This is a genomic window from Pseudomonas sp. WJP1, assembly GCF_028471945.1.
Taxonomy (GTDB): domain Bacteria; phylum Pseudomonadota; class Gammaproteobacteria; order Pseudomonadales; family Pseudomonadaceae; genus Aquipseudomonas.
The window spans coordinates 1,940,291-1,965,587 of sequence record NZ_CP110128.1; the positions used below are offsets into that span (position 1 = coordinate 1,940,291).

Here is a 25,297-nt window from a genome sequence, read left to right on the forward strand (position 1 = left end):
CTCAACGATTTTGTGGGCCGATGAATCGGCTCTTGGCTTCAACGTGGATGCTGGCGTCATCGGCGTCCTTGAGGATGAATTTCACCTCGTTGGTGCTCGATGGCAGTTGTTCAGGGGCCACGGACAGTTCGACCGGCTGGCTTATGATATCGCCAGCCGCGACCTTGATCTCGCGCCGCCCTTGCAGCTTGAGGTCCGGCAGGCCGGTGGCCTCGAGCACATAGGTGTGGTCGCGCTGGTCTTTGTTCATGACTTTCAGGCTGTAGACGTTTTCGATCCGGCCTTCGGCGTTCTCACGGTACAGCACGCGATCCTTGCTGACGTCGAAACCGACCAGCGAACGCATGAAGAACGCGGTCACCAGCGCCCCGATCATCACCATCAGCACCACGGCATAGCCGATCAGGCGCGGGCGCAGTTTATGGGTTTTCTGCCCGGACAGGTTGTGTTCGGTGGTGTAGCTGATCAGGCCGCGCGGGTACTCCATCTTGTCCATGATGGCGTCGCAGGCATCAATGCACGCCGCGCAGCCAATGCACTCGATCTGCAGGCCGTCACGGATGTCGATGCCGGTCGGGCAGACCTGGACACACATGGTGCAGTCGATGCAGTCACCCAGGCCCTGGGCCTTGTAGTCGATGCCTTTCTTGCGCGGGCCACGGCTTTCGCCACGGCGTGGGTCGTAGGAGACGATCAGCGTGTCCTTGTCGAACATCACGCTCTGGAAGCGTGCGTACGGGCACATGTAGATGCACACCTGCTCACGCAGCCAGCCGGCGTTGCCGTAGGTGGCGAGGGTGAAGAAACCGACCCAGAAATACGACCAGCCATCGGCCTGGCCTGTGAAGAACTCGATCACCAGTTCGCGAATCGGCGAGAAGTAGCCGACGAAGGTCATGCCGGTGACGAAACCGATCAGCAGCCACAGGCTGTGCTTGCTGAACTTGCGCAGGAACTTGTTGGCGCTCATCGGCGCCTTGTCGAGTTTGATGCGTTGGTTGCGGTCACCCTCGGTGATCTTTTCGCACCACATGAAGATCCAGGTCCAGACGCTCTGCGGGCAGGTGTAGCCGCACCAGACGCGGCCGGCGTACACGGTGATGAAGAACAGGCCGAAGGCGGCGATGATCAGCATGCCGGACAGCAGGATGAAATCCTGTGGCCAGAAGGTGGCGCCGAAGATGAAGAACTTGCGCTCCGGCAAGTTCCACCACACGGCCTGGTGCCCGCCCCAGTTGAGCCACACCGTGCCGAAATACAACAGGAACAGGAAAGCGCCGCCCGCCATGCGCAAGTTGCGAAACAGGCCAGTGAAGGCGCGGGTGTAGATTTTTTCCCTGGAGGCGTAGAGGTCGACGCTGTTGTTCGCGTTCTTGTTGGGTGGGGTGACGTCGTGTACCGGAATCTGGTTGCTCATCATTGCATCCCACGGCAGTGGAAAAATGCCTCGGTCAGTACGTGCCGACCGCGGTCAAAAAGAGGTGTTGCAGTGGCGCAATGATACGCCTGTCGCTCTAGCTCAAGGGTGCGACCTTTGGTCGCGTTGGGGAAAAAACCCGAATGGTGTAGCGAATGTAACAAAACATGATGCAGGTCAATTGACTATAGCTCACCGGTATTGCACGGCCTGGCTTCGGAGCGCAGCGGATGTCCGCTGCGCTCACGGGTCACGGCTTAAGGTTAGTCAATCCGCCACGAGCTATCGTGCTCGCCACCCTCGCCTTCGGGGGGGATGGCAAAGTTGGCACGACGCTGCGCAGGTTTCCCAGGTGCAGGTTCCTCGGGTGTTTCGCACTCGGGGATGACGAGCTCAACGGTTGGTACGATTTCTACCTTGGTAGGCTCAGGCAGTACCGGGCCCCTGCAGTCGTCGACGATGTGTTCTTGATCAGACATGGTATGCATTCCTTGTGTAATGACGATTAACTTCCTTGTCCTGGCCAGCCCGCCTCATGCAGGTTGCCAGGTCAGACGACATTACCCCTGACCGGCCCGCAGTCCCATCGAATATAGGTTTCAGATTATGAAACAGGCGCCCAAAACAAAACGGCCCCGCCTATTTACATGCGCGGGGCCGTTCGTTATCGCGTCAGGCGTATGCCTTACTGGGCGTCCGCCACTGGTGCCTTCTCGCCATGAGACAGGCTGTAGACGTAAGCGGCCAGCAGGTGAACCTTGTCATTGCCCTGCATTTGCTCTTGCGCAGGCATCTGGCCCTGACGGCCGTAACGGATGGTCTGCTGCAGTTGAGCGAAGCTCGAACCGTAGATGAATGCGGCCGGGTGGGTCAGGTTGGGTGCGCCCATCGCTGGGGTACCTTTGCCTTCCGGGCCGTGGCAGGCCACGCAGTTGGCCGCGAACAGCTTGCCACCGGCAACCGGGTCGGCCTTGGTGCCTTCCGGCAGTTTACGGCCATCGAGGTTGGTCAGGACGAAGGCGGCAACGTCCGCAACGCCTTGCTCGCCGATCACTTCGGCCCACGCCGGCATCACCGCGTGGCGACCGCCCATGATGGTGGTCTTGATGGTTTCCGCTTCACCGCCCCAGCGCCAGTCGGCGTCGGTGAGGTTAGGGAAGCCGTAGGCACCCTTGGCGTCGGAGCCGTGGCAGACCGAGCAGTTGGAGGCGAACAGGCGACCGCCCATTTTCAGCGCTTGTGGATCCTTGGCCACTTCTTCGATCGGCATGGAAGCGAACTTGGCGAAGATCGGACCGAACTTGGCGTCCGACCGGGCCATTTCCTTTTCCCATTCGTGAACGCCGGTCCAGCCGGTCTGGCCGTTGGCGAACGCGGTCTGCTTCTCGTTATCGAGGTAGTTGTAGCCCGGCAGCAGGCCTTTCCAGTTGCCCAGGCCCGGGTACAGCACCAGGTAGCCCAGGGCGAAGATGATGGTGCCCACGAACAGCATGAACCACCATTTCGGCAGGGGGTTGTCGTACTCTTCGATCCCGTCGAAGGAGTGGCCAACCGTCTCTTCGGTCGACTCGGTGCGCTGGCCCTTACGGGTCGACAGCAGCAGCCAGGTCAGGGAAAAGATCGTACCGAGACTGAGGACTGTGACATACAGACTCCAGAATGTAGTCATTCTTTGTTACTCCTAGAAGCTTGCTCGACGTGCTTGATGGCTTCGGGATCATCCGCGAAAGGCAGCAAGGTGGCGTCTTCAAACTCCGACTTGCGCTTGGGGCTGAACACCCACAAGGCCAGACCGACAAAGGCCACCATCACAACGACGGTGCCCAGGCCACGAATCATCCCGATATCCATTTAGATCACCGTTTGCTTTTGATGATGGTGCCCAGGCCTTGCAGATAGGCCACCAGCGCGTCCATTTCGGTTTTGCCCTTCACGGCATCCTTGGCACCGGCGATGTCTTCGTCGGTGTAAGGGACGCCGAGCGCGCGCAACACTTCCATTTTCTTGGCGGTGTCTTTGCCGTCGAGCTTGTTTTCCACGAGGAACGGGTAGGCCGGCATTTTCGACTCGGGCACCACGTTGCGCGGGTTGTACAAGTGCGCACGCTGCCAGTCATCGGAGTAACGACCGCCAACACGGGCCAGGTCCGGGCCGGTGCGCTTGGAACCCCACAGGAACGGGTGGTCCCACACGCTTTCACCGGCGACCGAGTAGTGGCCGTAACGTTCGGTTTCAGCACGGAACGGGCGGATCATCTGCGAGTGGCAGCTGACACAACCGTTGGCGATGTAGACGTCGCGGCCTTCCAGTTCAAGGGCAGGGCGGGGCTTCATGCCCTCGACCGGCTTGTTGGTGACATCCTGGAAAAACAGCGGAACGATCTGGGTCAGGCCGCCGACACTGACGGCGATAACCATGAAGAAGGCCAGCAGGCCAATATTCTTCTCGACTGCTTCATGCTTCATCAGTGAGCTCCAACTACGGCAATCTGTTCGGCGGCTTTGGCTTCAGCCGGGTTCGAGGCGCGTACGGTACGCCATACGTTGTAGGTCATGAACAGCATGCCGGCGGCGAAGAACGCACCGCCCAGGGCGCGGACGATGAAGCCCGGGTGGCTGGCTTGCAGCGCTTCGACGAACGAGTAGGTGAGGGTGCCGTCATCGTTGATTGCACGCCACATCAGGCCCTGGGTAATGCCGTTGACCCACATCGAAGCGATGTACAGAACGGTACCGATGGTCGCGAGCCAGAAGTGCGTGTTGATCAGGCCGATGCTGTGCATCTGAGCGCGACCGAACAGTTTCGGGATCATGTGGTAGATCGCGCCGATCGAGATCATCGCTACCCAGCCGAGTGCACCGGCGTGTACGTGGCCGATGGTCCAGTCGGTGTAGTGCGACAGCGAGTTGACGGTCTTGATCGCCATCATCGGACCTTCGAAGGTCGACATGCCATAGAACGCCAGGGAGACGACCAGGAATCGCAGGATCGGGTCGGTGCGCAGCTTATGCCAGGCGCCCGACAGGGTCATCATGCCGTTGATCATGCCGCCCCAGCTCGGAGCCAGCAGGATGATCGACATGGCCATGCCCAGCGATTGGGCCCAGTCCGGCAGTGCGGTGTAGTGCAGGTGGTGCGGGCCGGCCCAGATGTACAGGGTGATCAGCGCCCAGAAGTGCACGATGGACAGGCGATAGGAGTAGATCGGACGCTCGGCCTGTTTTGGCACGAAGTAGTACATCATCCCCAGGAAGCCCGTGGTCAGGAAGAAACCTACGGCGTTGTGGCCGTACCACCACTGGATCATCGCGTCGGTCGCGCCCGAGTAGGCCGAGTAGGACTTGAACAGGCTGACCGGCAGCGACATGTGGTTGACGATGTGCAGCATCGCGGTCACGACGATGAAGGCACCGTAGAACCAGTTGCCCACATAGATGTGCTTGGTCTTGCGCTTGACGATGGTGCCGAAGAACACCAGGCCGTAGGTGACCCAGACAATGGCCAGCAGAATAGCCAGCGGCCATTCCAGCTCAGCGTATTCCTTGGTGGTGGTGTAACCCAGCGGCAAGGTAACGATGGCGCCGACGATCACCGCTTGCCAACCCCAGAAGGTGAAGGCCGCGAGGCTGTCGGAAATCAGTCGCGTTTGGCAGGTTCGCTGCACGACGTAATAGGAAGTGGCAAACAGTGCACAACCACCGAAGGCAAAAATCACCAGGTTGGTGTGCAACGGGCGCAGGCGTCCAAAGCTCGTCCATGGCAGACCGAAGTTCAACTCCGGCCAGACCAGTTGCGAGGCGATGAAGACACCGAGCCCCATGCCAAGGATCCCCCAGACCACCGTCATGATGGCGAACTGGCGGACTACCTTATAGTTATAAGCAGTCGGACTGATTGCTGTGCTCATTCTAAGGTTCCACGGTTTGGGTGTTTTATTAGGATTAAAAATCGGCCGCAAGTATGGAGAAAGCAGGGGGTCATTGCAACGCGCCATGACCTGGGTCAATGCGTTCAAATGCTGATTCTGCGGCCTTTCCATGCGCCGCGTAAGGACAAAAATGGCCTCGGACAAAATGTCGCAGCGAACGGAAAAAGCGAGGGGGTTCAGGTCACTTGTAACGGGGTGTGTTCAAAAGCCCTGATCGGCGACCGACGGCATTTGGCACGACAGCCGGTATCTACCGGCGTTTGCGGCCTGTCAGTCAGTCGATGGGGCGAGCACATCGCGCAAGGATGACCTGGAACCGGCACGGGCCAGTTCGCATCGACCAAGCGTAGACCCGAATCCGGGGATTCGAAAGGTGAGGTTTGCAAGGGTGCGACAATGGGTCGCAAAGGGGAGGGGAACTACCGCATTCGAAAGAATGCGGCAGTGCCGGTGTTGCGGACCATTACTTTTTGCTTTCGACTTGCAGGTTTTCTGTATTCAGTCCTTGAGACAAGCTGTACACATAAGCTGCCAGTAATTGTACTTTATCGTTGCCGAGCAACTCATTTTGCGCCGGCATATGACCTTGGCGACCATGGCGGATGGTCTGCTCGAGCTGGGTCAGGCTGGTGCCATAGATGAAGCCGGCCGGGTGCGTCAGATTCGGTGCACCCATGGCGGCGGTGCCTTGGCCGCTGGCACCGTGACAGGCTGTGCAGGTGGTGCTGAAGGCTTGCTGTCCGGCTTGCAGGTCGGCCTTGTTGTCCGCCGGCAATGGCAGCCCGGCCAGTTCGTGGCGCACATAGGCGGCCACGTTTTTCACCCCGGCTTCGCCCAGCACTTCGCCCCAGGCCGGCATCGCCGCCATGCGTCCACCCAGGATGGTGGCCTTGATAGTGTCGGCGTCGCCGCCCCAGCGCCAGTCACTGTCCGCCAGGTTGGGGAAGCCGAACGCGCCCTTGGCATCCGAGCCATGGCACACCGAACAGTTGGAGGCGAACAGGCGCCCACCCATTTTCAGCGCCTGCGGGTCCTTGGCCACTTCTTCCACCGGCATGGCGGCGAATTTGGCGAAGATCGGCCCGAATCGGGCGTCGGCCCTGTCCATCTCCTTTTCCCATTCGTGCACGCCGGTCCAGCCGTTCTCATAACCGGGCAGGATGCCTTTCCAGTTACCCAGGCCGGGATAGAGAATCAGGTAGCCGACGGCAAATACCAGGGTGCCGGCGAACAGCATGAACCACCATTGCGGCAACGGGTTGTCGTACTCCTCGATGCCGTCGAAGCTGTGGCCCATGGTCTGGTCGACGCTGCCCTTGGTTTCGCCCTTGCGGGTGCCGATCAGCAGCCAGGTCAGGCCGATCAGGCTGCCGATGGTCAATACGCAGATCCACGTACTCCAGAAAGTGGTCATGGCCGGGTGCTCCTTGTGGCGGATTCTTCGGGGGTCTCGGCTTGTGGTTCATCGGCGAAGGGCAGCAGGCGCGCTTCGGCAAATTGCGGGTTGCGCTTGGCGTTGAACACCCACAGCGTCAGGCCGACGAAGGCCACGAACACCACGACGGTGCCCAGGCCGCGGATCATTCCAGTGCTCATTTCAACGACCATGGTTCACCTCTTGCTCTTGATCGCAGTGCCGAGCACTTGCAGGTAGGCGACCAGCGCGTCCATTTCGGATTTGCCCTTGAGCGAAGCGACGGCGCCGCTGATGTCCTCGTCGGTGTACGGCACGCCCAGCGTGCGCATGGTCTTGAGCTTGGTTTCGGTATGGCCGCTGTCGACCGGGTTGGCCACCAGCCACGGGTAGGCCGGCATCTTCGATTCCGGCACCACGTTGCGCGGGTTGTACAAGTGCGCTCGGTGCCAGTCATCGGAGTAGCGCGCGCCCACCCGGGCCAGGTCCGGACCGGTGCGTTTCGAACCCCAGAGGAACGGGTGATCCCACACGCTTTCACCGGCCACCGAGTAGTGCCCGTAGCGTTCGGTCTCGGCGCGAAACGGGCGGATCATCTGTGAGTGGCAACCGACACAGCCTTCGCGGATATAGATGTCGCGGCCTTCCAGTTGCAGTGCGGTGTAGGGCTTCATGCCTTCCACCGGTTTGTTGGTCACGTCCTGGAAGAACAGCGGGACGATCTGGGTCAGGCCGCCGATGCTCACGGCCAGGATCATCAGCAGCAGCAACAGGCCGACGTTTTTCTCGATTGTTTCGTGTTTCATGGCGGACTCCTCAGGCCATCTGCGCGGCAGCGACGACGTCGGCAGGCTGCGAGGCCCGCACGGTGCGCCAGGTGTTGTAGGCCATCAGCAACATGCCGCTGAGGAAGATCGCCCCGCCCACCAGCCGCACGACGAAGCCCGGATGGCTGGCCACCAGGGTTTCGACGAAGGAGTAGGTCAGCGTGCCGTCCTCGTTCACCGCACGCCACATCAGGCCCTGGGCAATGCCGTTGACCCACATCGAGGCGATGTACAGCACGGTGCCGATGGTGGCGAGCCAGAAGTGCGCGTTGATCAGACCGATGCTGTGCATCTGCTCGCGGCCGAAGACTTTCGGGATCATGTGGTACAGCGCGCCGATGGAGATCATCGCCACCCAGCCGAGTGCGCCGGCGTGTACGTGGCCGATGGTCCAGTCGGTGTAGTGGGAGAGGGCGTTGACCGTCTTGATCGCCATCATCGGCCCTTCGAAGGTCGACATGCCGTAGAACGCCAGCGACACGACGAGGAAACGCAGGATCGGGTCGCTGCGCAGCTTATGCCAGGCGCCTGACAGGGTCATCATGCCGTTGATCATCCCGCCCCAGCTCGGCGCCAGCAGAATCAGCGACATCACCATGCCCAGCGACTGCGCCCAGTCCGGCAAGGCGGTGTAGTGCAAGTGGTGGGGGCCGGCCCAGATGTACAGGGTGATCAGTGCCCAGAAGTGCACGATCGACAGGCGATAGGAATACACCGGGCGCTCGGCCTGTTTCGGCACGAAGTAATACATCATCCCGAGGAAACCGGCGGTGAGGAAAAAGCCTACGGCGTTGTGGCCGTACCACCATTGCACCATCGCATCGGTGGCACCCGAGTACAGCGAGTAGGACTTGGTGAAGCTGACTGGCAATTCCATGTTGTTGACGATGTGCAGGATCGCCACGGTGACGATGAAGCCACCGAAGAACCAGTTACCGACATAGATGTGCTTGGTCTTGCGCTGCATGATCGTGCCAAAGAACACGATGGCGTAGGCGACCCAGACGATGGTGATCAGGATGTCGATCGGCCATTCCAGCTCGGCGTATTCCTTGGAACTGGTGTAGCCCAATGGCAGGCTGATCGCCGCCAGGACAATCACCAATTGCCAGCCCCAGAAACAGAACGCGGCGATTTTCGGTGCAAACAGCTGGGCCTGGCAGGTGCGTTGCACCGAGTAGAACGAGCTGGCGAACAGGGCGCAGCCACCGAAAGCGAAGATCACCGCGTTGGTGTGCAGCGGGCGCAGGCGGCCGAAGCTGGTCCAGGGCAAATTGAAGTTGAGTTCGGGCCAGACCAACTGGGCCGCGAGAAAAACCCCGAGCCCCATGCCGACGATGCCCCACACCACCGTCATAATGGCGAATTGGCGGACCACCTTATAGTTGTAGGCGGTACTGATAGAAGTGTTCATGGTTCCCCATCCACGGTTCAGCCGAAGTGGGCGCGCAGCGCTTGGCAACGTCCCCTTCGCCTGGAGTTATAGGCAGACTAAAAGCGAGGCAAGCATGGACAAACAGCACAAGGCCGGTATTGACGGGGATCAATGGGCGCAGTGCGTACGCGAACAGGGATGGCTGTGGGATGCGGCTTCGGGCAAGGCCTCGGCGACCCTGATCCTGGCCCACGGCGCCGGTGCGCCGATGGACAGTGACTGGATGAACGACATGGCTGCACGCCTCGCCGATCAAGGCGTCAACGTATTGCGCTTCGAATTTCCGTACATGGTGCAGCGGCGTGTCGATGGCGGCAAACGCCCGCCCAATCCAATGCCAAAGTTGCTGGAATGCTGGCGCGAGGTGTATGCCCAGGTGCGACGCCATGTCACTGGGCCCTTGGCCATTGGCGGCAAGTCCATGGGCGGGCGGGCGGCCAGCCTTCTCGCCGATGAACTGGGAGCCGATGCGTTGGTGTGCCTGGGCTATCCGTTTTATGCGGTGGGCAAGCCCGAGAAACCGCGGGTGGAACATCTGGCGGCGCTGAAGACCCGTACGCTGATCGTGCAGGGTGAGCGCGATGCGTTGGGCAATCGTGAGGCGGTCGAGGGCTACACGCTGTCACCGAGTATCGAGGTGTTATGGCTGGAGGCGGGGGATCATGATTTGAAGCCGTTGAAGGCTTCGGGGTTTACCCATGAGCAGCATTTGGCGACTGCGGCGACTGCGGCGACTGCGGCGACTGCGGCGAGTCGGGTGGCTGCGTTTCTGTAGGGTACTCGTCCCGAAAGGCGTCATAGGCATAGATCAGCCAAAAGTCATTGTCAGGGTCATTGACCAATGCTGTGTGGTAATACTGGCGGTTGATTTTCGCCCATCGCGTTTGAATCGCTTGAGTGCTCGCCAAGTGGATGTGATGCATGTCGCTCAGATCGAGCCGTTCGTCCCGCCCGAAAATTGCCGGCAGTTCTCCGCACACTTTGTAGTTGTAAAAGTGTGCAGCGAAGTTCTGCCAGTTACGTATTTGTTCGAAAAGCGCAGAGATTGTGACGGTTGGCATCCAAGCCTACTTTGTAATAGGTAGCCTGCCAGTGATCACAAATTTATCGAACACTTTCTGCCCATCACGCGCGGCTTGCCGAACATCAAGGAATGTCAGCTCATCGCGGACAGCCTTTTTGTTGGGTTTGTCCTTTTTGGTGGTGGCCATCGGAGCCTCCGAAGGTTGTGTATTCATACTGACCAGCTTATGTGATTAAGTTTTTACCGGCAAACGATAGAGTTCGGCTCCGAGGCGCACAAGTCGGCGGCTTCTGGCAAATTTGTAGGCAGGTGCCTATAGGTGTGTAGTCTGGGTATCGTCGCCAGTAGCCCTGGCTGGCGACATCAATTTCAGATGGGCAATAAAAAACCCGGAAGCCTTCGCAGTCCGGGTCTTGTTCTGCCAGCATCAATCAGCGGTTAAACCGCTCCACCAACGAATACTGGGTATTCGCCGTCTTGGTCAGCTCTTCACTCAACAGCGCCGAGTTCTGGGCCTGTTCCGAGGTCTGGTCCGCCAGTGCCGAGATGTTGCTGATGTTGCGGCTGATTTCTTCGGCCACGGCACTTTGCTCTTCGGTCGCGGCGGCGATCTGGGTGGTCATGTCGGTGATGTTGGCGACCGCTTCACTGATCCCCACCAGGGCCTGATCCGCTTCCAGTACCCGCGCCACGCCTTCTTCGGCCTGGCGATGCCCGGCTTCCATGGTTTGCACCGCGGTGCCCGCGGTTTGCTGGAGCTTGGCGATCAGGGCGTGGATCTGCCCGGTGGATTCGCTGGTGCGTTGGGCCAGCTGGCGAACTTCGTCGGCCACTACCGCAAAACCACGACCCATCTCGCCGGCACGCGCCGCTTCAATGGCCGCGTTCAGTGCCAGCAGGTTGGTCTGGTCGGCGATGCCTTTGATCACGTCGACCACGCCGCCGATTTCGTTGCTGTCCTTGGCCAGTTGCGTCACGGTCAGGCCGGTCTCGCCCACCACCACCGAGAGGCGCTGAATAGCTTCGCGTGTTTCCCCGGCGATGTCGCGGCCGCGCCCGGTCAGGCGGTTGGCTTCCTGGGTAGCGTCAGCGGTGCGTTGCACGTGGCTGGCGACTTCCTGGGTGGTGGCGGCCATCTGGTTGACGGCGGTGGCCACCTGTTCGGTCTCGATGCGTTGGCGTTCAAGGCCGCTGGAGCTGTTGTGCGCCAGGGCGTCGGATTGCTTCGCCTGGTCGGTCAGGTGCTCGGCGGTGTCCTGCAGGCGGGTCAGGCAGGTTTTCAGGCGGGCTTCCTGGCTGAGGATCGACATTTCCAGGCGTGCCTGGGCGCCGCGGCTGTCGGTGTACATCTGCGCGATCAGCGGGTCGGACGTGGTCTGCTCGGCCAGGCGCAGCAAACGCTTGATGCCGCGTTGCTGCCAGCCCAGGCCCAACAGGCCCAGCGGCACCGAAAGAGCGGCCGCCAGGGCAAAGCCCCACTGCGAGTTCAGTGTCGCGCCGATCATGAAGCTCAACTGGCTGACCAGGATGAAAGGCAGCCAGTCCTGCAGGACCGGCAACCATTTATCGGTAGCGGGGATGGCGGGCTTGCCCTGGTTGATGCGTTGGTAGAGCGCTTCGGCGCGGCGAATCTGTTCGGCGGTGGGCTTGACCCGCACCGACTCGTAACCGATGACCTGATTGCCCTCGAAGACCGGTGTCACATAGGCGTTAACCCAGTAGTGGTCACCGTTCTTGCAGCGATTCTTGACAATGCCCATCCATGGCAAGCCTTGTTTGAGTGTGTCCCACATGTGCGCGAAGACCGCAGCGGGCACATCTGGGTGACGCACCAGGTTATGCGGCGCCCGGATCAGTTCCTCACGCGAAAACCCGCTGATCTCGACGAAAGCGTCGTTGCAGTAGGTGATCATGCCCTTGGCATCGGTGGTGGAGATCAACCGTTGCTGAGCCGGAAAGGTCCGTTCGCGTTGGGTGATGGGCTGGTTATTACGCATATTTTTTAATCCACAAGGCTCTCAAGTGCTGTATCGGCATCATTAGCGATTTGTTGAGATTATTTTTCGATAATTAATGACGCGTCGCAAAATGACCATTGCGTCAGCCAGCCATCGGATACGTGAACAATCCGAAGTGCAGCAGGTTCAAGCCAAAGTGTGTGGCGATGGCGGCTGCCAGGCCGCCGAAGCGATATGCCAGTCCGTAGCCAACGCCCGCCAGGCTGGCCAGCACTGTCCATTCCCAGCCAGCGCCCCAATGTGCAAGCCCGAACAGCAGCGAAGCGATCAGCAGGGCAATGTGGTCGCCATGGGGCAGGTGTTCGAAGCGCCGGCTCAGGCCGCCTTGCAGGTAGCCACGAAACAAGGCTTCTTCTACCACCGTCACCAGCAGGAGGTTGTTATTGAGCCATAGCCATGCTTGTGCCGGCCATTTTGGTGACCATTGCACGATGCCCAGCAACCAGGCTCCCGCTAGCGTGACGAATGCGGTCAGGCTCAGCGCCAAGGCGCTTGCCTTTACAACCTGTGCCAGCGAGTGCCGCCCGACGATCCATGGGCATACGAGCAGTAGCCAGAAGCCAATCAGCGGTTTGTCCAGATTGAGGTTCATTGAGAAGGGGACGGCGTTCTCGGTAAAGCGAACCTGGTCGATCATCCTGGCGTTGTAGAACCCCGGCCACCAATGGAGAGCAAGGGCGAGGGTCAGGAGGATGAACAGTGCATGGCCGAGGTATTGACCGTAGTGAAAGCGTTGTTGCCGGGCGGCAAAGCCGGCTAGCAGCAAGAGGATGATAGCGGTGCTTGCGTGGATGGTCAGTTGACCATAGGTGAGTGCCAGGACGTACCCGGCAGACAGGAGTGTCAGGTACGGCCAGGGCAACACGAGCATGAAGGGTTCCTTGTTAGGTCGAACATCCTTCTGAGTGCGTCAGCACAAGAGCGAGGGTCAATGAACGGCCGATGACCCTGGGACTGGAACGCGATCAAACCTGGAGACCTCTTTGATCCAGAATCGCCGATATTCAGTTTGGTCCGGCGGCAACGGCTTGTGATTTGACCAGGCGTGTCCTGTTTTCAAGCTTTCGCGATACGCTTCCCACTCTTTTTCCTCGGCGATTTCCTTCGCCCTTTTCTCGTCATCGAACCAACCAAGAACATAAACTTCGCCTTGATCAATGCCATGCTCGATCAATAGATAGATCTCTTTCATACGCTAAACCCATAACCACAAACTCTAGAAACACCCTACCACAGCGTATTGTCCTGACTATCGGCAGGTATTTTCATTTCTTGAACTCATGCATAGGCAGGGGAGCGTCAGGCGCCGTTGCCGAACAAGCAGCGCCTGAAGCATCAACACTTATCGTCACGTGGTTATGACGCAATCAATTGCCGCAGCACGTAGTGCAAGATCCCCCCCGACTTGAAGTATTCCACCTCGTTGAGCGTGTCGATCCGGCACAGCACTTCGATTTTTTCACGGTTGCCGTTTTCCCGGGTGATGACCAGGGTCAGGTTCATCCTCGGTGTCAGTTCGACGCCGGTGAGGCCGAGGATGTCCAGGGTTTCGCGGCCGGTCAGGTTCAGGCTCTTGCGGTTCTGGTCGAGCTTGAACTGCAGGGGCAGCACGCCCATGCCCACCAGGTTGGAGCGGTGGATGCGTTCGAAGCTTTCGGCGATGACCGCCTTGATCCCCAGCAGGTTGGTGCCCTTGGCGGCCCAGTCGCGGCTTGAACCGGTGCCGTATTCCTGGCCGGCGATCACCACCAGCGGGGTGCCCGCCGCTTGATAGCGCATCGCGGCGTCGTAGATCGCCAGTTTCTCACCGGTGGGGATGTATAAGGTGTTGCCGCCTTCCTCGCCGTGGAGCATTTCGTTGCGGATGCGGATATTGGCGAAGGTGCCGCGCATCATCACCTGGTGGTTGCCGCGGCGTGAGCCGTAGGAGTTGAAGTCGCGTGGTTCCACGCCTTTTTCGCGCAGGTAGTGGCCTGCCGGGCTGTCGGCCTTGATGTTGCCGGCGGGGGAGATGTGGTCGGTGGTCACCGAGTCGCCGAGCAGGGCGAGGATGCGTGCGCCGCTGATGTCCTTGACCACCGGGGGCGGGCCGCCGATGTCGTCGAAGAACGGCGGATGCTGGATGTAGGTCGAGTCGTCCTGCCAGACGTAGGTAGCCGCTTGCGGCACTTCGATGGCTTGCCATTGTTCGTCGCCGGCGAACACTTCGGCGTATTCCTTGTGGAACATGGCGGTGTTGACCCGTTCGACGGCCTCGGCGATTTCCTGGCTGCTGGGCCAGATGTCGCGCAGGTACACCAGTTTGCCGTCCTGGTCTTCGCCCAGGGGCTCTTGGCTGAGGTCGATGCGTACGGTGCCGGCCAGGGCGTAGGCGACCACCAGCGGCGGCGAGGCCAGCCAGTTGGTTTTCACCAGCGGATGTACCCGGCCCTCGAAGTTGCGGTTGCCTGACAGCACCGAGGCCACGGTGAGGTCGGCCTTCTGGATGGCTTTTTCGATGGGCTCCGGCAGTGGCCCGGAGTTGCCGATGCAGGTGGTGCAACCATAACCGACCAGGGCAAAACCCAGGGCGTCGAGGTACTGCGTCAGGCCGGCCGCCTTGTAGTAGTCGGTGACCACTTTGGAGCCTGGGGCCAGTGAGCTTTTCACCCAGGGTTTGCGGCGCAGGCCTTTTTCCACGGCTTTTTTCGCCACCAGCCCGGCCGCCATCATCACGCTCGGGTTGGAGGTGTTGGTGCAGGAGGTGATGGCGGCGATCACCACCGCGCCGTTTTTCAGGCGAAGGGTCTGGCCTTCGAACTCGTAGTCCACTTCGCCGGCCATGTCCGCGTTACCTACGGCCACGCCGCCACCGCCTTCGCTTTCCAGGCGGCCTTCTTCCTTGCTGGTGGGTTTGAGTTGCAGGCCGACGAAGTCGCTGAAGGCTTGGGCGACGTTCGGCAGCGATACGCGGTCCTGCGGGCGCTTGGGCCCGGCCAGGCTGGCTTCGACGCTGGCCAGGTCCAGGGCCAGGCTGTCGGTGAATTGCGGTTCCTTGCCCGGCAGGCGCCACAGGCCTTGCGCCTTGCTGTAGGCCTCGACCAGTTTCACCGTGGCCTCGGGGCGCCCGGACAGGCGCAGGTAGTTCAGGGTTACGTCGTCTACCGGGAAAAAGCCGCAGGTGGCGCCGTATTCCGGTGCCATGTTGGCGATGGTCGCGCGGTCGGCCAAAGGCAGGTCGGCCAGGCCGTCGCCGTAGAACTCGACGAATTTGCCGACCACGCCTTTCTTGCGCAGCATCTGGGTGACGGTCAGCACCAGGTCAGTGGCGGTGATGCCTTCCTTGAGTTTGCCGGTGAGCTTGAAGCCGATCACTTCGGGAATCAGCATCGACACCGGTTGGCCGAGCATCGCCGCTTCCGCTTCGATGCCGCCGACGCCCCAGCCGAGTACGCCGAGGCCGTTGATCATGGTGGTGTGGGAGTCGGTGCCGACCAGGGTGTCGGGGAAGGCGTAGGTGCGGCCGTCTTCGTCCTTGGTCCAGACCGTGCGGCCGAGGTATTCGAGATTGACCTGGTGGCAGATGCCCGTGCCCGGTGGCACCACGCTGAAGTTGTCGAAGGCGCTCTGGCCCCAGCGCAGGAAGGCGTATCGCTCGCCGTTGCGCTGCATTTCGATGTCGACGTTCTGTTCGAACGCGCTGCTGCTGGCGAACTTGTCGACCATCACCGAGTGGTCGATCACCAGGTCCACCGGCGACAATGGGTTGATGCGCTGCGGGTCGCCGCCGGCCTTGGCCATCGCCGCGCGCATGGCGGCCAGGTCGACCACGGCGGGCACGCCGGTGAAGTCTTGCATCAGCACGCGCGCCGGGCGGTACTGGATCTCGCGGTCGGAGCGGCGCTCCTTGAGCCAGGCGGCAATGGCCTTGAGGTCGGCACCGGTGACGGTCTTGGCGTCTTCCCAGCGCAGCAGGTTTTCCAGCAGCACTTTGAGGGACATGGGCAGGGCGTCCAGGTCGCCGAGGCTTCTGGCGGCCTCCGGCAGGCTGTAGTAGTGGTAAAGCTTGTCGTCGACTTGTAGGGTCTTGAGGGTCTTCAGGCTATCGAGGGACGGCATTACGATCACTCCTTTGAGTCCGCACGGCTACGGACTGAGGGAACGGGCAGAGCACTAAACCTAGCCCTGTTTTAAGTAGCTGGCTAATAACTGGACTCTATGGGCAAGTCCGGGGTTCCGAAGTCGGCTATCATGCGCCGGTTTTCGTGACAGGCTTTGCGCCAGCGCAAGTCTGGGCATCGCGCAGTGGTGAATGTTTCGCCATCTGCCCAGGAGTAAGAATGAACACCCTTTTTATGCATTGCCGGCCGGGCTTCGAAGGTGAAGTCTGTTCCGAGATTTCCGACCTCGCCGCACAACTGAACGTGGCCGGTTATGCCAAGGCCAAGGCTGCCAGTGCCTGCGCCGAGTTTGTCTGCACCGAGGAAGACGGTGCCGAGCGCCTGATGCGCGGGCAGCGGTTTGCCAATCTGATCTTCCCGCGCCAGTGGGCCCGGGGGATTTTCATTGACCTGCCGGAGAGTGATCGCATCAGTGTGATCCTCGCGCACCTGGCGGATTTTCCGACCTGCGGCAGCCTGTGGCTGGAAGTGGTCGACACCAATGATGGCAAGGAGCTGTCGAACTTCTGCAAGAAGTTCGAAGGCCCGCTGCGCAAGGCGCTGACCGGCGCCGGCAAGCTGGTGGACGATGCAAACAAGCCGCGCTTGTTGCTGACGTTCAAGAGCGGCCGTGAAGTGTTCGTCGGCCTGGCGGAGTCGAACAACTCGGCGATGTGGCCGATGGGCATCCCGCGCCTGAAATTCCCCCGCGAGGCGCCGAGCCGTTCGACCTTGAAGCTCGAGGAGGCCTGGCACCACTTCATCCCGCGGGACCAGTGGGACGAGCGCCTGCACAGCGACATGACCGGGGTTGACTTGGGTGCTGCGCCCGGCGGCTGGACCTGGCAGCTGGTCAACCGCGGCATGCTGGTGACCGCCATCGACAATGGCCCGATGGCTGAAAGCCTGATGGACACCGGCCTGGTGCAGCATTTGATGGCCGACGGCTTCACCTTCAAGCCCAAGCAGCCGGTGGACTGGATGGTCTGCGACATCGTCGAGAAACCGGCACGCAACGCGGCGATGCTGGAAGAGTGGATCGGCGAGGGGCATTGCCGCGAGGCGGTGGTTAACCTCAAGCTGCCGATGAAACAGCGCTACGCCGAAGTGAAGCGCTTGCTCGAGCGGATCGCCGATGGTTTCAAGGCGCGGGGCATTCGCGTGGAGATCGGCTGCAAGCAGCTATACCACGACCGTGAGGAAGTGACCTGCCATTTGCGCCGGTTGGATGTGAAGAAACCCAAGTCCCGCTAGCAACCCGATCGTTCCCACGCGCAGCAAAGGAATGCCGCCAGGGGCGCTCCGCGTTCCGCCTTTTGGATGTGACGCAGAGCGTCATGGGATGCATTCCCACGCAGAGCGTGGGAACGATCAGCGGTGTACAATGCCGGCAAGTTTCAGGAGTGAATCATGAGTGAAATGCTTGATAAGCCGGTAGACGGCACCCTCGACGCCACCGGCCTCAACTGCCCGGAGCCGGTGATGATGCTGCACCAGCACATCCGTGACCTGGTGCCGGGCGGCCTGCTCAAGGTGATCGCCACCGATCCGTCGACCCGCCGCGACATTCCCAAGTTCTGCGTGTTTCTCGACCATGAACTGGTGGGGCAACATGAAGACGCCGGCACATACCTCTACTGGATCCGCAAAAAATCCAGCTGACCCACAAAGCCCTGTAGGAGCGAGCGGGCGGCGATCCGACTTGCCCGCGAAGGCGGTGTGCCTGATACGACGCCTTCGCGGGCAAGCCTCGCTCCTACAGGTACAGGGTCAATTCAGGCCGTTGCGAATGCGTTTGCGCGCACTGCGCGTCAGGCGGATCGACAGCATCAGCGCCGCACAGCTCAGGCCGACGATCAGGCCCTGCCACAGGCCGCTCGGGCCGCTAGGCGTGCCGAACCAGTCCGTCAGTCCCAGGGCGTAGCCGACCGGCAGGCCGATGCCCCAGTAGGCGAACAGCGTCAGGATCATGGTCACCCGGGTGTCCTGATAACCGCGCAACGCACCGGCCGCCGTGACCTGGATCGCATCGGAAAACTGGAACAGCGCCGAATACACGATCAACATCGCCGCCACCTTGATCACCGTCGGGTCCGCCGTGTAGATCGTGGCGATGTGCTCGCGCAGCAACAGCATCATGCTCGCCGACAGGCAGGCGTACGCCAGTGCCGTGCCCATGCCGACGCCCGCGGCGAAGCGCGCTTCACGGGGTTGCTCGCGCCCAAGCGCCTGGCCGACTCGAACGGTCACGGCCATGCCCAGGGAGTAGGGAATCATGAACACCAGCGAGCTGAAGTTCAGGGCGATCTGGTGCCCGGCGACCACGGTGGCGCCGAGGCTGCCGATCAACAGGGCGATCACCGCGAAGATGCTCGATTCGGCGAACACGGCAATGCCGATGGGCAGGCCGATGCCCAGCAAGCGCTTGATCACCGACCATTGCGGCCAGTCGAAACGGCTGAACAGCTGGCTCGATTGATACGCCGGCGCCCAGCGCTCCCAGCCGGCCATGCCCAGGGCCATCACCCACATCACGATCGCCGTGGCCCAGCCGCAACCGACGCCACCCATGGCCGGTACGCCGAAGTGGCCATAGATGAACACGTAGTTCAGTGGAATGTTCAGCGCCAGGCCGCACAGGCCCAGGACCATCGCCGGGCGGGTGCGACCCAGGCCGTCACTGAAGCAACGCAGCACATGGTAGAGCGCGACCGCGGGCAGGCCGCTGGCGATGCCGTGCAGGTACTGCATGCAGGGGCCGATCAGTTCGGGATCGACCTTCATCACCCGCAAGATCGGTTCGGCGCACAGCAACATGCCGGTCGCCATCAGGCCGACCACCAGGGCCAGCCACAGTGCCTGACGCACGATCGGGCCGATCTCGCTGTGGGTGCCCGCACCAAAGCGCTGGGCGACTTTCGGTGTGGTGGCCAGCAAAGTGCCGGTCATCAGCAGGAACACCGGCACCCAGATCGAATTGCCCAGTGCCACCGCCGCCAGGTCGCGTGGCCCTACCCGGCCGGCCATCACCGCATCGACGAAGCCCATCGCCGTTGTGGCCAGCTGCGCGATCATGATCGGCAAGGCCAGGCCGAGCAGATTTTTCAGCTCCAGGCGAACCCGGGCGGGGCGGGAGAGGGAAGGGCTGGAGGTGTGGTCAGTCACGGAATTCAAGGGCAAAACGTCCAAAGATTTTTCATGCGCGGGTGCGCATTCTACGCGTTGACGCAGCGGTCAGGAAAAGACTGTGTTGGGCATTTGTAATTCAGCACTCCTTCCCTTGTAGGAGCGTGGCTTGCCCGCGAAGAACGATAACGCGGTGTTTCAGGAGTAGCGCGGCGTTCCATTCGCGGGCAAGCCACGCTCCTACAAGAAGGAGGAGATGTGTGCTAGGCGGCAGGTACCCTCTACGCCTACACTGCCGGTCCGCCAAAGGAGCCTGACATGCTGATCGTTGCCGACGAAAATATCCCCCTGCTCGACGCCTTCTTCCAGACGTTCGGCGAAATCCGCCGGGTGCCGGGGCGTTCCATCGACCGCGCCACCGTCGAACAGGCCGATGTACTACTGGTGCGTTCGGTTACCCGCGTCGACCGTGCGTTGCTTGAAGGCAGCAAGGTACGTTTTGTCGGCACCTGCACCATCGGCACCGATCATCTGGACCTGGAATACTTCCAGCAGGCCGGCATCACCTGGTCCAGTGCGCCGGGCTGCAACGCCCGCGGTGTGGTCGACTACGTGCTCGGCAGCCTGCTGACCCTGGCTGAAATCGAAGGCGCCGACCTGACCCAACGTACCTACGGCGTGGTCGGTGCCGGTGAGGTCGGTGGACGGCTGGTCAAGGTCCTGCAGGGCCTGGGCTGGAGGGTGCTGGTCTGCGATCCGCCACGCCAGGCTGCTGAAGGGGGCGATTACGTCAGCCTTGAGCAAATCATCGAGCAATGCGACGTCATCAGCCTGCACACTCCGCTGACCCGCAAGGGCGCTCAGCCGACCTGGCACCTGTTCGATCAACGCCGCCTGAACCAACTCAATCCCGGCACCTGGCTGATCAACGCCAGCCGTGGCCCGGTGGTGGACAACAACGCCCTGCGAGAGGTGCTGCTGGAGCGCGAAGACCTGCAGGCGGTACTCGATGTCTGGGAGGGCGAGCCTGAAGTCGATGTGGCCCTGGCCGAGCTCTGCGTGCTGGCCACGCCGCACATTGCCGGCTACAGCCTCGATGGCAAGCAGCGCGGAACGGCGCAGATCTATCAGGCGTACTGCGAGTTCCTCGGGCAAGCGCCCCAGGTCAGCCTGAGCGACTTGCTACCAGCCCCCTGGCTGTCGCATGTCACCTTGACTGGAGACTCCGACCCGGCCTGGGCCCTGGCGATGCTGTGCCGTGGCGTGTACGACCCGCGCCGTGACGATGCGGATTTCCGCCGCAGCCTGGTCGGCAGTGTGAGCGAGCAGCGTGCGGCGTTCGACGTGTTGCGCAAGCAGTACCCGTCGCGACGGGAGATCGACGGGTTGCAAGTGCGTATCGATGGGGATGCGCCAGCGTTGCGGCAGATCGTGGCGGCGTTGGGAGCAACGGCTATCTGAACACTCGCCTGTAGGAGCGAGGCTTGCCCGCGAAGAACGATAACGCGGTGTGGCAGATACACCGCATTGCCTCGTTCGCCGGCAAGCCTGGCTCCTACAAGGCAGGCAATAAAAAACCCGGCCCTCAAGGGCCGGGTCAATGAAGACGGTGGTTACATCACTTCTCTTCGGCAGGCTTGACCAATCGCTTCTCCAGTTCGCTGCAGGCTTTCTGGATCATCTCTTCAGTGATCGGTTCTTCGCGGCCCTGTTCATCGATTATCGAGCACCCCAGAGACTGGTCTGGCTTTGTGCGAATCACTTGAATCTTGTCATCGCTGCTGTTTTGCAAGGACATGGCCTGTCTCCTCATCAGGTTGTGTGCCTAGTTTAGAACCGTCAGGTGACCAGGCTGTGACAGCTCCCTGCGATCGCTCCTGAACGGCACCGCCAGTCGACCAGAAATAGCCCAACCTGGCTACCCGAACTTTAGACCAATACTGTCTAGGCACTAGACTGCATGGTCATAATTAACCTGACTCATTCTGATTCAGCCATGGCACCTTGTTGCTCGGTGTACGCTGGTCCTGTCAATGGCTCCATTGTGGATGATGCAAATGCTCACTGTTCGTCACCGTCGTGCGATTCGCCTGGCCAGTCGCTTCATCGCTCCTTATCGCTGGCAAGCGCTGGGTGCCCTGTTCGCGCTGGTTGTCACGGCGGGCATTACCTTGTCTATGGGGCAGGGGATTCGCCTGTTGGTAGACCAGGGGTTCATGACCCAGTCGCCGCAGTTGCTCAACCAGTCCATCGGTTTGTTCATGCTGCTGGTGATCGGCCTGGCGGTCGGCACTTTTGCAAGGTTTTACCTGGTGTCGTGGATCGGCGAGCGTTGTGTCGCCGACATCCGCCGCCGGGTGTTCAATCATCTGGTTTACCTGCACCCGGGATTCTACGAGGACAACCGCAGCTCCGAGATCCAGTCGCGCTTGACCGCCGATACCACGCTGCTGCAATCGGTGATCGGCTCCTCGCTGTCATTGTTCTTGCGCAACTTGCTGATGGTGATTGGTGGGATTGTCCTGCTATTTGTCACCAATCCCAAGCTCACCAGCATCGTGGTGATTGCCTTGCCGTTGGTGATCGCCCCGATCCTGATTTTCGGCCGGCGGGTGCGCAGCCTGTCGCGCCTGAGCCAGGACCGGATTGCCGACATCGGCAGCTATGTGTCCGAGACCCTGGGCCAGATCAAGACCGTGCAGGCCTACAACCACCAGGCCCAGGACGAACAGCGTTTCGCAGTCACTGTGGAAGAGGCGTTCGACACGGCGCGCAAGCGCATTTTCCAGCGGGCCTGGCTGATTACCCTGGTGATTGTGCTGGTGCTGGGCGCCGTCGGCGTGATGCTCTGGGTCGGCGGCATGGACGTGATTGCCGGGAGGATTTCCGCGGGCGAGCTGGCGGCATTCGTCTTCTACAGCCTGATCGTCGGCAGTGCGTTCGGCACCCTGAGTGAGGTGATCGGCGAGTTGCAGCGCGCGGCGGGCGCGGCCGAGCGGATCGCCGAGTTGCTGCGCGCGCAGAACATCATCCAGCCACCGACCACTGGCCGGGTGACCTTGCCCGAGCGGGTGCGGGGGGACCTGGTGTTGCAGGACGTGCGCTTCTGCTACCCCTCGCGCCCTGAAAGCTACGCGGTTGACGGCCTGAGCCTGAATATCCAGGCCGGGGAGACCCTGGCGTTGGTCGGACCGTCCGGGGCCGGCAAGTCGACGGTGTATGATCTGCTGCTGCGTTTTTACGACCCCGCCGAAGGACGGATTCTGCTCGACGGCGTGCCCCTGACCCAGCTCGATCCGCTGGACCTGCGGCGTTGCTTCGCCCTGGTCTCGCAAACCCCGGCGCTGTTCTTCGGCAGCATCGAGGACAACCTGCGCTACGGCAACCCGACGGCGACCCTGGCCGAGGTCCGCGAGGCGGCGAAAATCGCCTACGCCCACGACTTCATCGAAGCCATGCCCAACGGTTACCAGACGCACCTGGGGGACGGCGGCCTCGGCTTGTCCGGCGGCCAGCGTCAGCGCCTGGCCATCGCCCGCGCGCTGCTGGTGGATGCGCCCATCCTGCTACTGGACGAAGCCACCAGCGCCCTCGACGCCCAAAGCGAACACCTGATCCAGCAGGCATTGCCGAGCCTGATGAAAAATCGCACCACCCTGGTCATCGCCCACCGCCTGGCCACGGTGAAAAACGCCGATCGCATTGCGGTGATGGATCAGGGGAAGTTGGTAGCGGTGGGGACGCACCAATCGTTGATTGCGAACAACGCGTTGTATGCGCGGTTGGCGGCGTTGCAGTTCAGTGATGGACATGAAGCGGCATGAATTATCGGGGTGGCGTGTAGGAGCGAGCATGCTCGCTCCTACAGGTGACCTGTTATTGGTCGTCGAAGTACCGCTCATGCCAATCCACCAGCGGCTGCGGTGAGTTGAGTTTCTGGCCGTAGATCACCGAATACGACAGCACGTTCTGTACGTACTGGCGGGTTTCGTCGAACGGGATGCTTTCTACCCAGACGTCGAAGCTCAGGTGATCGGCACCGCGCAGCCACTGACGCACGCGGCCGGGGCCTGCGTTGTAGGCGGCGGAGGCGAGGACGCGGTTGCCGTTGAACTGGCTGTGGACCTGGCTCAGGTAGGCCGCGCCGAGCTGGATGTTCTTGTCCGGTTCGAACAGTTGCTGCGGCGACGCATAAGGAATACTGAATTTTCGCGAAGTTTCCTTGGCGGTGGCGGGCATCAGTTGCATCAGGCCGCTGGCACCGACGCTGGAGCGGGCGTCGTCCATGAAGGCGCTTTCCTGGCGGGTGATGGCGAACACCCAGCTCGAATGCAAGCCGCGGTTTTTGGCTTCACGCACCAGCGTATTGCGATGGGCCATCGGGAAGCGAATGTCCAGGTCGTCCCAGTACTGCGCCTGGCTGATGGTACGAATCGCCGGGAAATACCATTTCAGGTCGTAGGCCAGTTTGGCCTGGGCGACCATTTCGTCACGGCTGAAGTGACGGCTGACGTGGTACCACTCGCGGCGACCATCGACGATCTGCCCGCGGGCATGGAATTCCAGGGCGCGGCGTATGCCGGGGGTATTGCGCACCTTGTTGATGGTCGCCTGGCTCAGCACCAGCGGTTTGTTGTTCAGCGAATACGGCGACTGCGACCGGTCGGCGGCGAGGAAGCCATAGAAATCGCGCTCGCGGGCCAGGTTTTTATAGAGGGTTTGCGCCTCGGGGTTTTGCGGTTGCGCCAGTTCCAGGCTGCGGGCCTGCCAGTAGCGCCAGCGGTTGGTGGTGGCCAGGTCCTGGGGCAGGCGGCGGGTCAGCTGGTAGGCATCGTCCCAGCGCGCCAGGCGCAGCAACAACCGCATGCGCCATTCAGACACTGTGTTGTCGCGCAGTTCCGGGTCGTATTTGGTCATCATGTCCAGCGCGCGGCTGTCGTAACGTCGCGCCAGGGTCAGCCCGATTTCCCGGGCGATGGCCACTTTTTCATCCCGCGAGAAGTGCATGCTGCTGGCGTAACCGTCGAGCAGGGCCATGGCCCGGTCCGGGTCCTGGCGGGCGAGGCGGCGCAGGCCGAGGCTGACCACGTCGGACATCGGTTCGTCGGCCGGAGCGAAGCGCGACGGCGAATTGAGCAGCTCCGGGTTCTGTGCCACATCGATCAGCAGGCGGCCACGGGGGGCGAGGGTGGTCAAGCCATTGACCAGGCTGGTGGCCAGTGGGTAGTTGCGCGCCTGGGCGGCGAGCTTGGTGCGTTCCCAGCGCTTCTGCTCGGTCAACTGGCCTTCGGCGGCCCACATGCCGAACAGGGCGTCACAGGCGGCCGGTTGCGATTTGCCGGTCAGCCAGAGCTTGTTGGCGTTGGCGTAACCTTCGGTCTTGAGGTTGTGGCTGATCTGGTACTGCGCGTTCAGGCAGTCCAGTTCGGTGAAATTCATTTTCGGGTCGTAATACTTGACGAACGTCGCCCAGTCGCCGCGTTCGGCCAGCCAGCGCAACCAGCGCAGCTTCATCCAGTTGGCCTGGGGCAGGTCGCCGTGTTCGGCGAGGAACTTCTCGATCTCGGCATTGCTCGCGGTTTTCAGGCGCGCGGTCAGCTCGTCGTAGGCCAGGTACGGCTCCAGCGGATAGTCGGCCAGGGCCTGGTTGTAACGGAAATACGGACCGGTGTCGCCCTTGGCCAAGGCGCGCTTGGCTTCATCGTAGTACTGGCGTTGGGTGGACAGGTCCACCGCCTGGACGGATTGAACGGCAGCGGCAGAAAGTAAAAAACAGGACAAAAGATTGAGAAGGCGACTGCGCATGAGACGTCCGGACAGAAAAAACATGACAAGTGCTGGCGATGCCCACACTGAATTCTCCGTAGCTTAGCCTTTTGCCAGCAACCGGTGAAAGCTTTGCGACCCCCTCTGCATCAGTTCGCAACATTTGTCGTGCAGAGTGTTGCCAGGGTGAAAATGCCGGCCTG

General features: G+C 61.3%; 22 protein-coding genes. 5 read left to right on the forward strand and 17 right to left on the reverse strand.

From position 1 onward, the window contains the following. Position 1 precedes the first annotated feature (1 nt). The 9 genes from ccoG to ccoN (OH720_RS08890) form a co-directional block, all read right to left on the reverse strand. Positions 2-1,417, reverse strand: a complete 1,416-nt coding sequence (gene ccoG, locus OH720_RS08850) for a cytochrome c oxidase accessory protein CcoG (RefSeq protein ID WP_008057884.1) — start codon at positions 1,415-1,417, stop codon at positions 2-4. Positions 1,418-2,102: 685 nt separating this feature from the next. Further along, positions 2,103-3,086, reverse strand: coding sequence for a cytochrome-c oxidase, cbb3-type subunit III (ccoP, locus tag OH720_RS08855; RefSeq protein ID WP_008057888.1), 984 nt, complete (start codon positions 3,084-3,086; stop codon positions 2,103-2,105). Beyond that, positions 3,083-3,268 (reverse strand): CcoQ/FixQ family Cbb3-type cytochrome c oxidase assembly chaperone, encoded by a 186-nt coding sequence (locus OH720_RS08860; protein WP_032831505.1) that lies wholly within the window; start codon positions 3,266-3,268, stop codon positions 3,083-3,085. The genes ccoP (OH720_RS08855) and OH720_RS08860 overlap by 4 nt, the downstream gene beginning before the upstream one ends. A 5-nt stretch (positions 3,269-3,273) precedes the next feature. Next, complete coding sequence (gene ccoO, locus OH720_RS08865) at positions 3,274-3,882, reverse strand: cytochrome-c oxidase, cbb3-type subunit II (RefSeq protein WP_008057891.1); 609 nt, start codon at positions 3,880-3,882, stop codon at positions 3,274-3,276. Further along, positions 3,882-5,324 (reverse strand): cytochrome-c oxidase, cbb3-type subunit I, encoded by a 1,443-nt coding sequence (gene ccoN, locus OH720_RS08870; RefSeq protein ID WP_272605278.1) that lies wholly within the window; start codon positions 5,322-5,324, stop codon positions 3,882-3,884. The genes ccoO (OH720_RS08865) and ccoN (OH720_RS08870) overlap by 1 nt, the downstream gene beginning before the upstream one ends. 484 nt (positions 5,325-5,808) lie before the next feature. Next, a complete protein-coding gene (ccoP, locus tag OH720_RS08875; protein ID WP_272605279.1) occupies positions 5,809-6,759 on the reverse strand; it encodes a cytochrome-c oxidase, cbb3-type subunit III in 951 nt (316 codons plus the stop codon). Continuing rightward, positions 6,756-6,953, reverse strand: a complete 198-nt coding sequence (locus OH720_RS08880) for a cbb3-type cytochrome oxidase subunit 3 (protein ID WP_272605280.1) — start codon at positions 6,951-6,953, stop codon at positions 6,756-6,758. Before OH720_RS08880 ends, ccoP (OH720_RS08875) begins: the two co-directional genes overlap by 4 nt. A gap of 3 nt (positions 6,954-6,956) precedes the next feature. Next, complete coding sequence (gene ccoO / locus OH720_RS08885; protein ID WP_272605281.1) at positions 6,957-7,565, reverse strand: cytochrome-c oxidase, cbb3-type subunit II; 609 nt, start codon at positions 7,563-7,565, stop codon at positions 6,957-6,959. A gap of 10 nt (positions 7,566-7,575) precedes the next feature. Further along, positions 7,576-9,000, reverse strand: coding sequence for a cytochrome-c oxidase, cbb3-type subunit I (ccoN, locus tag OH720_RS08890; protein ID WP_008057902.1), 1,425 nt, complete (start codon positions 8,998-9,000; stop codon positions 7,576-7,578). 94 nt (positions 9,001-9,094) lie between these two features. On the opposite strand from ccoN (OH720_RS08890), the gene OH720_RS08895 reads away from it, so the two are divergent. Further along, the gene (locus OH720_RS08895; protein ID WP_272605282.1) at positions 9,095-9,796 is read left to right on the forward strand and encodes an alpha/beta family hydrolase; all 702 of its coding nucleotides are present in this window, start codon (positions 9,095-9,097) and stop codon (positions 9,794-9,796) included. 292 nt (positions 9,797-10,088) lie between these two features. On the opposite strand, the gene OH720_RS08900 is transcribed toward OH720_RS08895, so the two are convergent. From OH720_RS08900 to acnA, 5 genes are all read right to left on the reverse strand, one after another. Continuing rightward, positions 10,089-10,232 carry a hypothetical protein gene (locus tag OH720_RS08900; RefSeq protein WP_272605283.1) on the reverse strand — a complete coding sequence of 48 codons (144 nt, stop codon included), beginning with the start codon at positions 10,230-10,232 and terminating at the stop codon, positions 10,089-10,091. Positions 10,233-10,476: 244 nt separating this feature from the next. Continuing rightward, positions 10,477-12,042, reverse strand: coding sequence for a methyl-accepting chemotaxis protein (locus tag OH720_RS08905; RefSeq protein ID WP_272605284.1), 1,566 nt, complete (start codon positions 12,040-12,042; stop codon positions 10,477-10,479). 103 nt (positions 12,043-12,145) lie between these two features. Further along, positions 12,146-12,934 carry a CPBP family intramembrane glutamic endopeptidase gene (locus OH720_RS08910; RefSeq protein WP_272605285.1) on the reverse strand — a complete coding sequence of 263 codons (789 nt, stop codon included), beginning with the start codon at positions 12,932-12,934 and terminating at the stop codon, positions 12,146-12,148. Between the two features lie 57 nt (positions 12,935-12,991). Further along, positions 12,992-13,255, reverse strand: a complete 264-nt coding sequence (locus OH720_RS08915; protein ID WP_272605286.1) for a hypothetical protein — start codon at positions 13,253-13,255, stop codon at positions 12,992-12,994. Positions 13,256-13,419: 164 nt separating this feature from the next. Beyond that, entirely contained in the window at positions 13,420-16,161 is a 2,742-nt protein-coding gene (gene acnA / locus OH720_RS08920) for an aconitate hydratase AcnA (protein ID WP_272605287.1), read from the reverse strand. Positions 16,162-16,382: 221 nt separating this feature from the next. Between acnA and rlmM the strand changes: the two genes are divergently transcribed. Together rlmM and tusA are read left to right on the forward strand one after the other, a co-directional pair. After that, positions 16,383-17,456 carry a 23S rRNA (cytidine(2498)-2'-O)-methyltransferase RlmM gene (gene rlmM, locus OH720_RS08925; protein WP_272605288.1) on the forward strand — a complete coding sequence of 358 codons (1,074 nt, stop codon included), beginning with the start codon at positions 16,383-16,385 and terminating at the stop codon, positions 17,454-17,456. A gap of 156 nt (positions 17,457-17,612) precedes the next feature. Next, on the forward strand, positions 17,613-17,864 hold the full coding sequence (gene tusA / locus OH720_RS08930; protein ID WP_033042637.1) for a sulfurtransferase TusA: 252 nt from the start codon (positions 17,613-17,615) through the stop codon (positions 17,862-17,864). A gap of 108 nt (positions 17,865-17,972) precedes the next feature. On the opposite strand, the gene OH720_RS08935 is transcribed toward tusA, so the two are convergent. After that, positions 17,973-19,376: an MATE family efflux transporter gene (locus tag OH720_RS08935; RefSeq protein ID WP_272605289.1), complete on the reverse strand. Its 1,404-nt coding sequence runs from the start codon at positions 19,374-19,376 to the stop codon at positions 17,973-17,975. 270 nt (positions 19,377-19,646) lie between these two features. Here OH720_RS08935 and pdxB point away from each other — a divergent pair, with 270 nt between their 5' ends. Beyond that, positions 19,647-20,789 (forward strand): 4-phosphoerythronate dehydrogenase PdxB, encoded by a 1,143-nt coding sequence (pdxB, locus tag OH720_RS08940; RefSeq protein ID WP_272605290.1) that lies wholly within the window; start codon positions 19,647-19,649, stop codon positions 20,787-20,789. A gap of 157 nt (positions 20,790-20,946) precedes the next feature. Here the strand turns inward: pdxB and OH720_RS08945 are convergent, their stop codons facing one another. Beyond that, the gene (locus tag OH720_RS08945; protein WP_272605291.1) at positions 20,947-21,126 is read right to left on the reverse strand and encodes a PA1571 family protein; all 180 of its coding nucleotides are present in this window, start codon (positions 21,124-21,126) and stop codon (positions 20,947-20,949) included. 259 nt (positions 21,127-21,385) lie between these two features. Between OH720_RS08945 and OH720_RS08950 the strand changes: the two genes are divergently transcribed. After that, complete coding sequence (locus OH720_RS08950) at positions 21,386-23,152, forward strand: ABC transporter transmembrane domain-containing protein (protein ID WP_442967270.1); 1,767 nt, start codon at positions 21,386-21,388, stop codon at positions 23,150-23,152. A gap of 52 nt (positions 23,153-23,204) precedes the next feature. On the opposite strand, the gene OH720_RS08955 is transcribed toward OH720_RS08950, so the two are convergent. Next, positions 23,205-25,133, reverse strand: a complete 1,929-nt coding sequence (locus OH720_RS08955; protein WP_272605292.1) for a transglycosylase SLT domain-containing protein — start codon at positions 25,131-25,133, stop codon at positions 23,205-23,207. Positions 25,134-25,297: the final 164 nt, after the last annotated feature.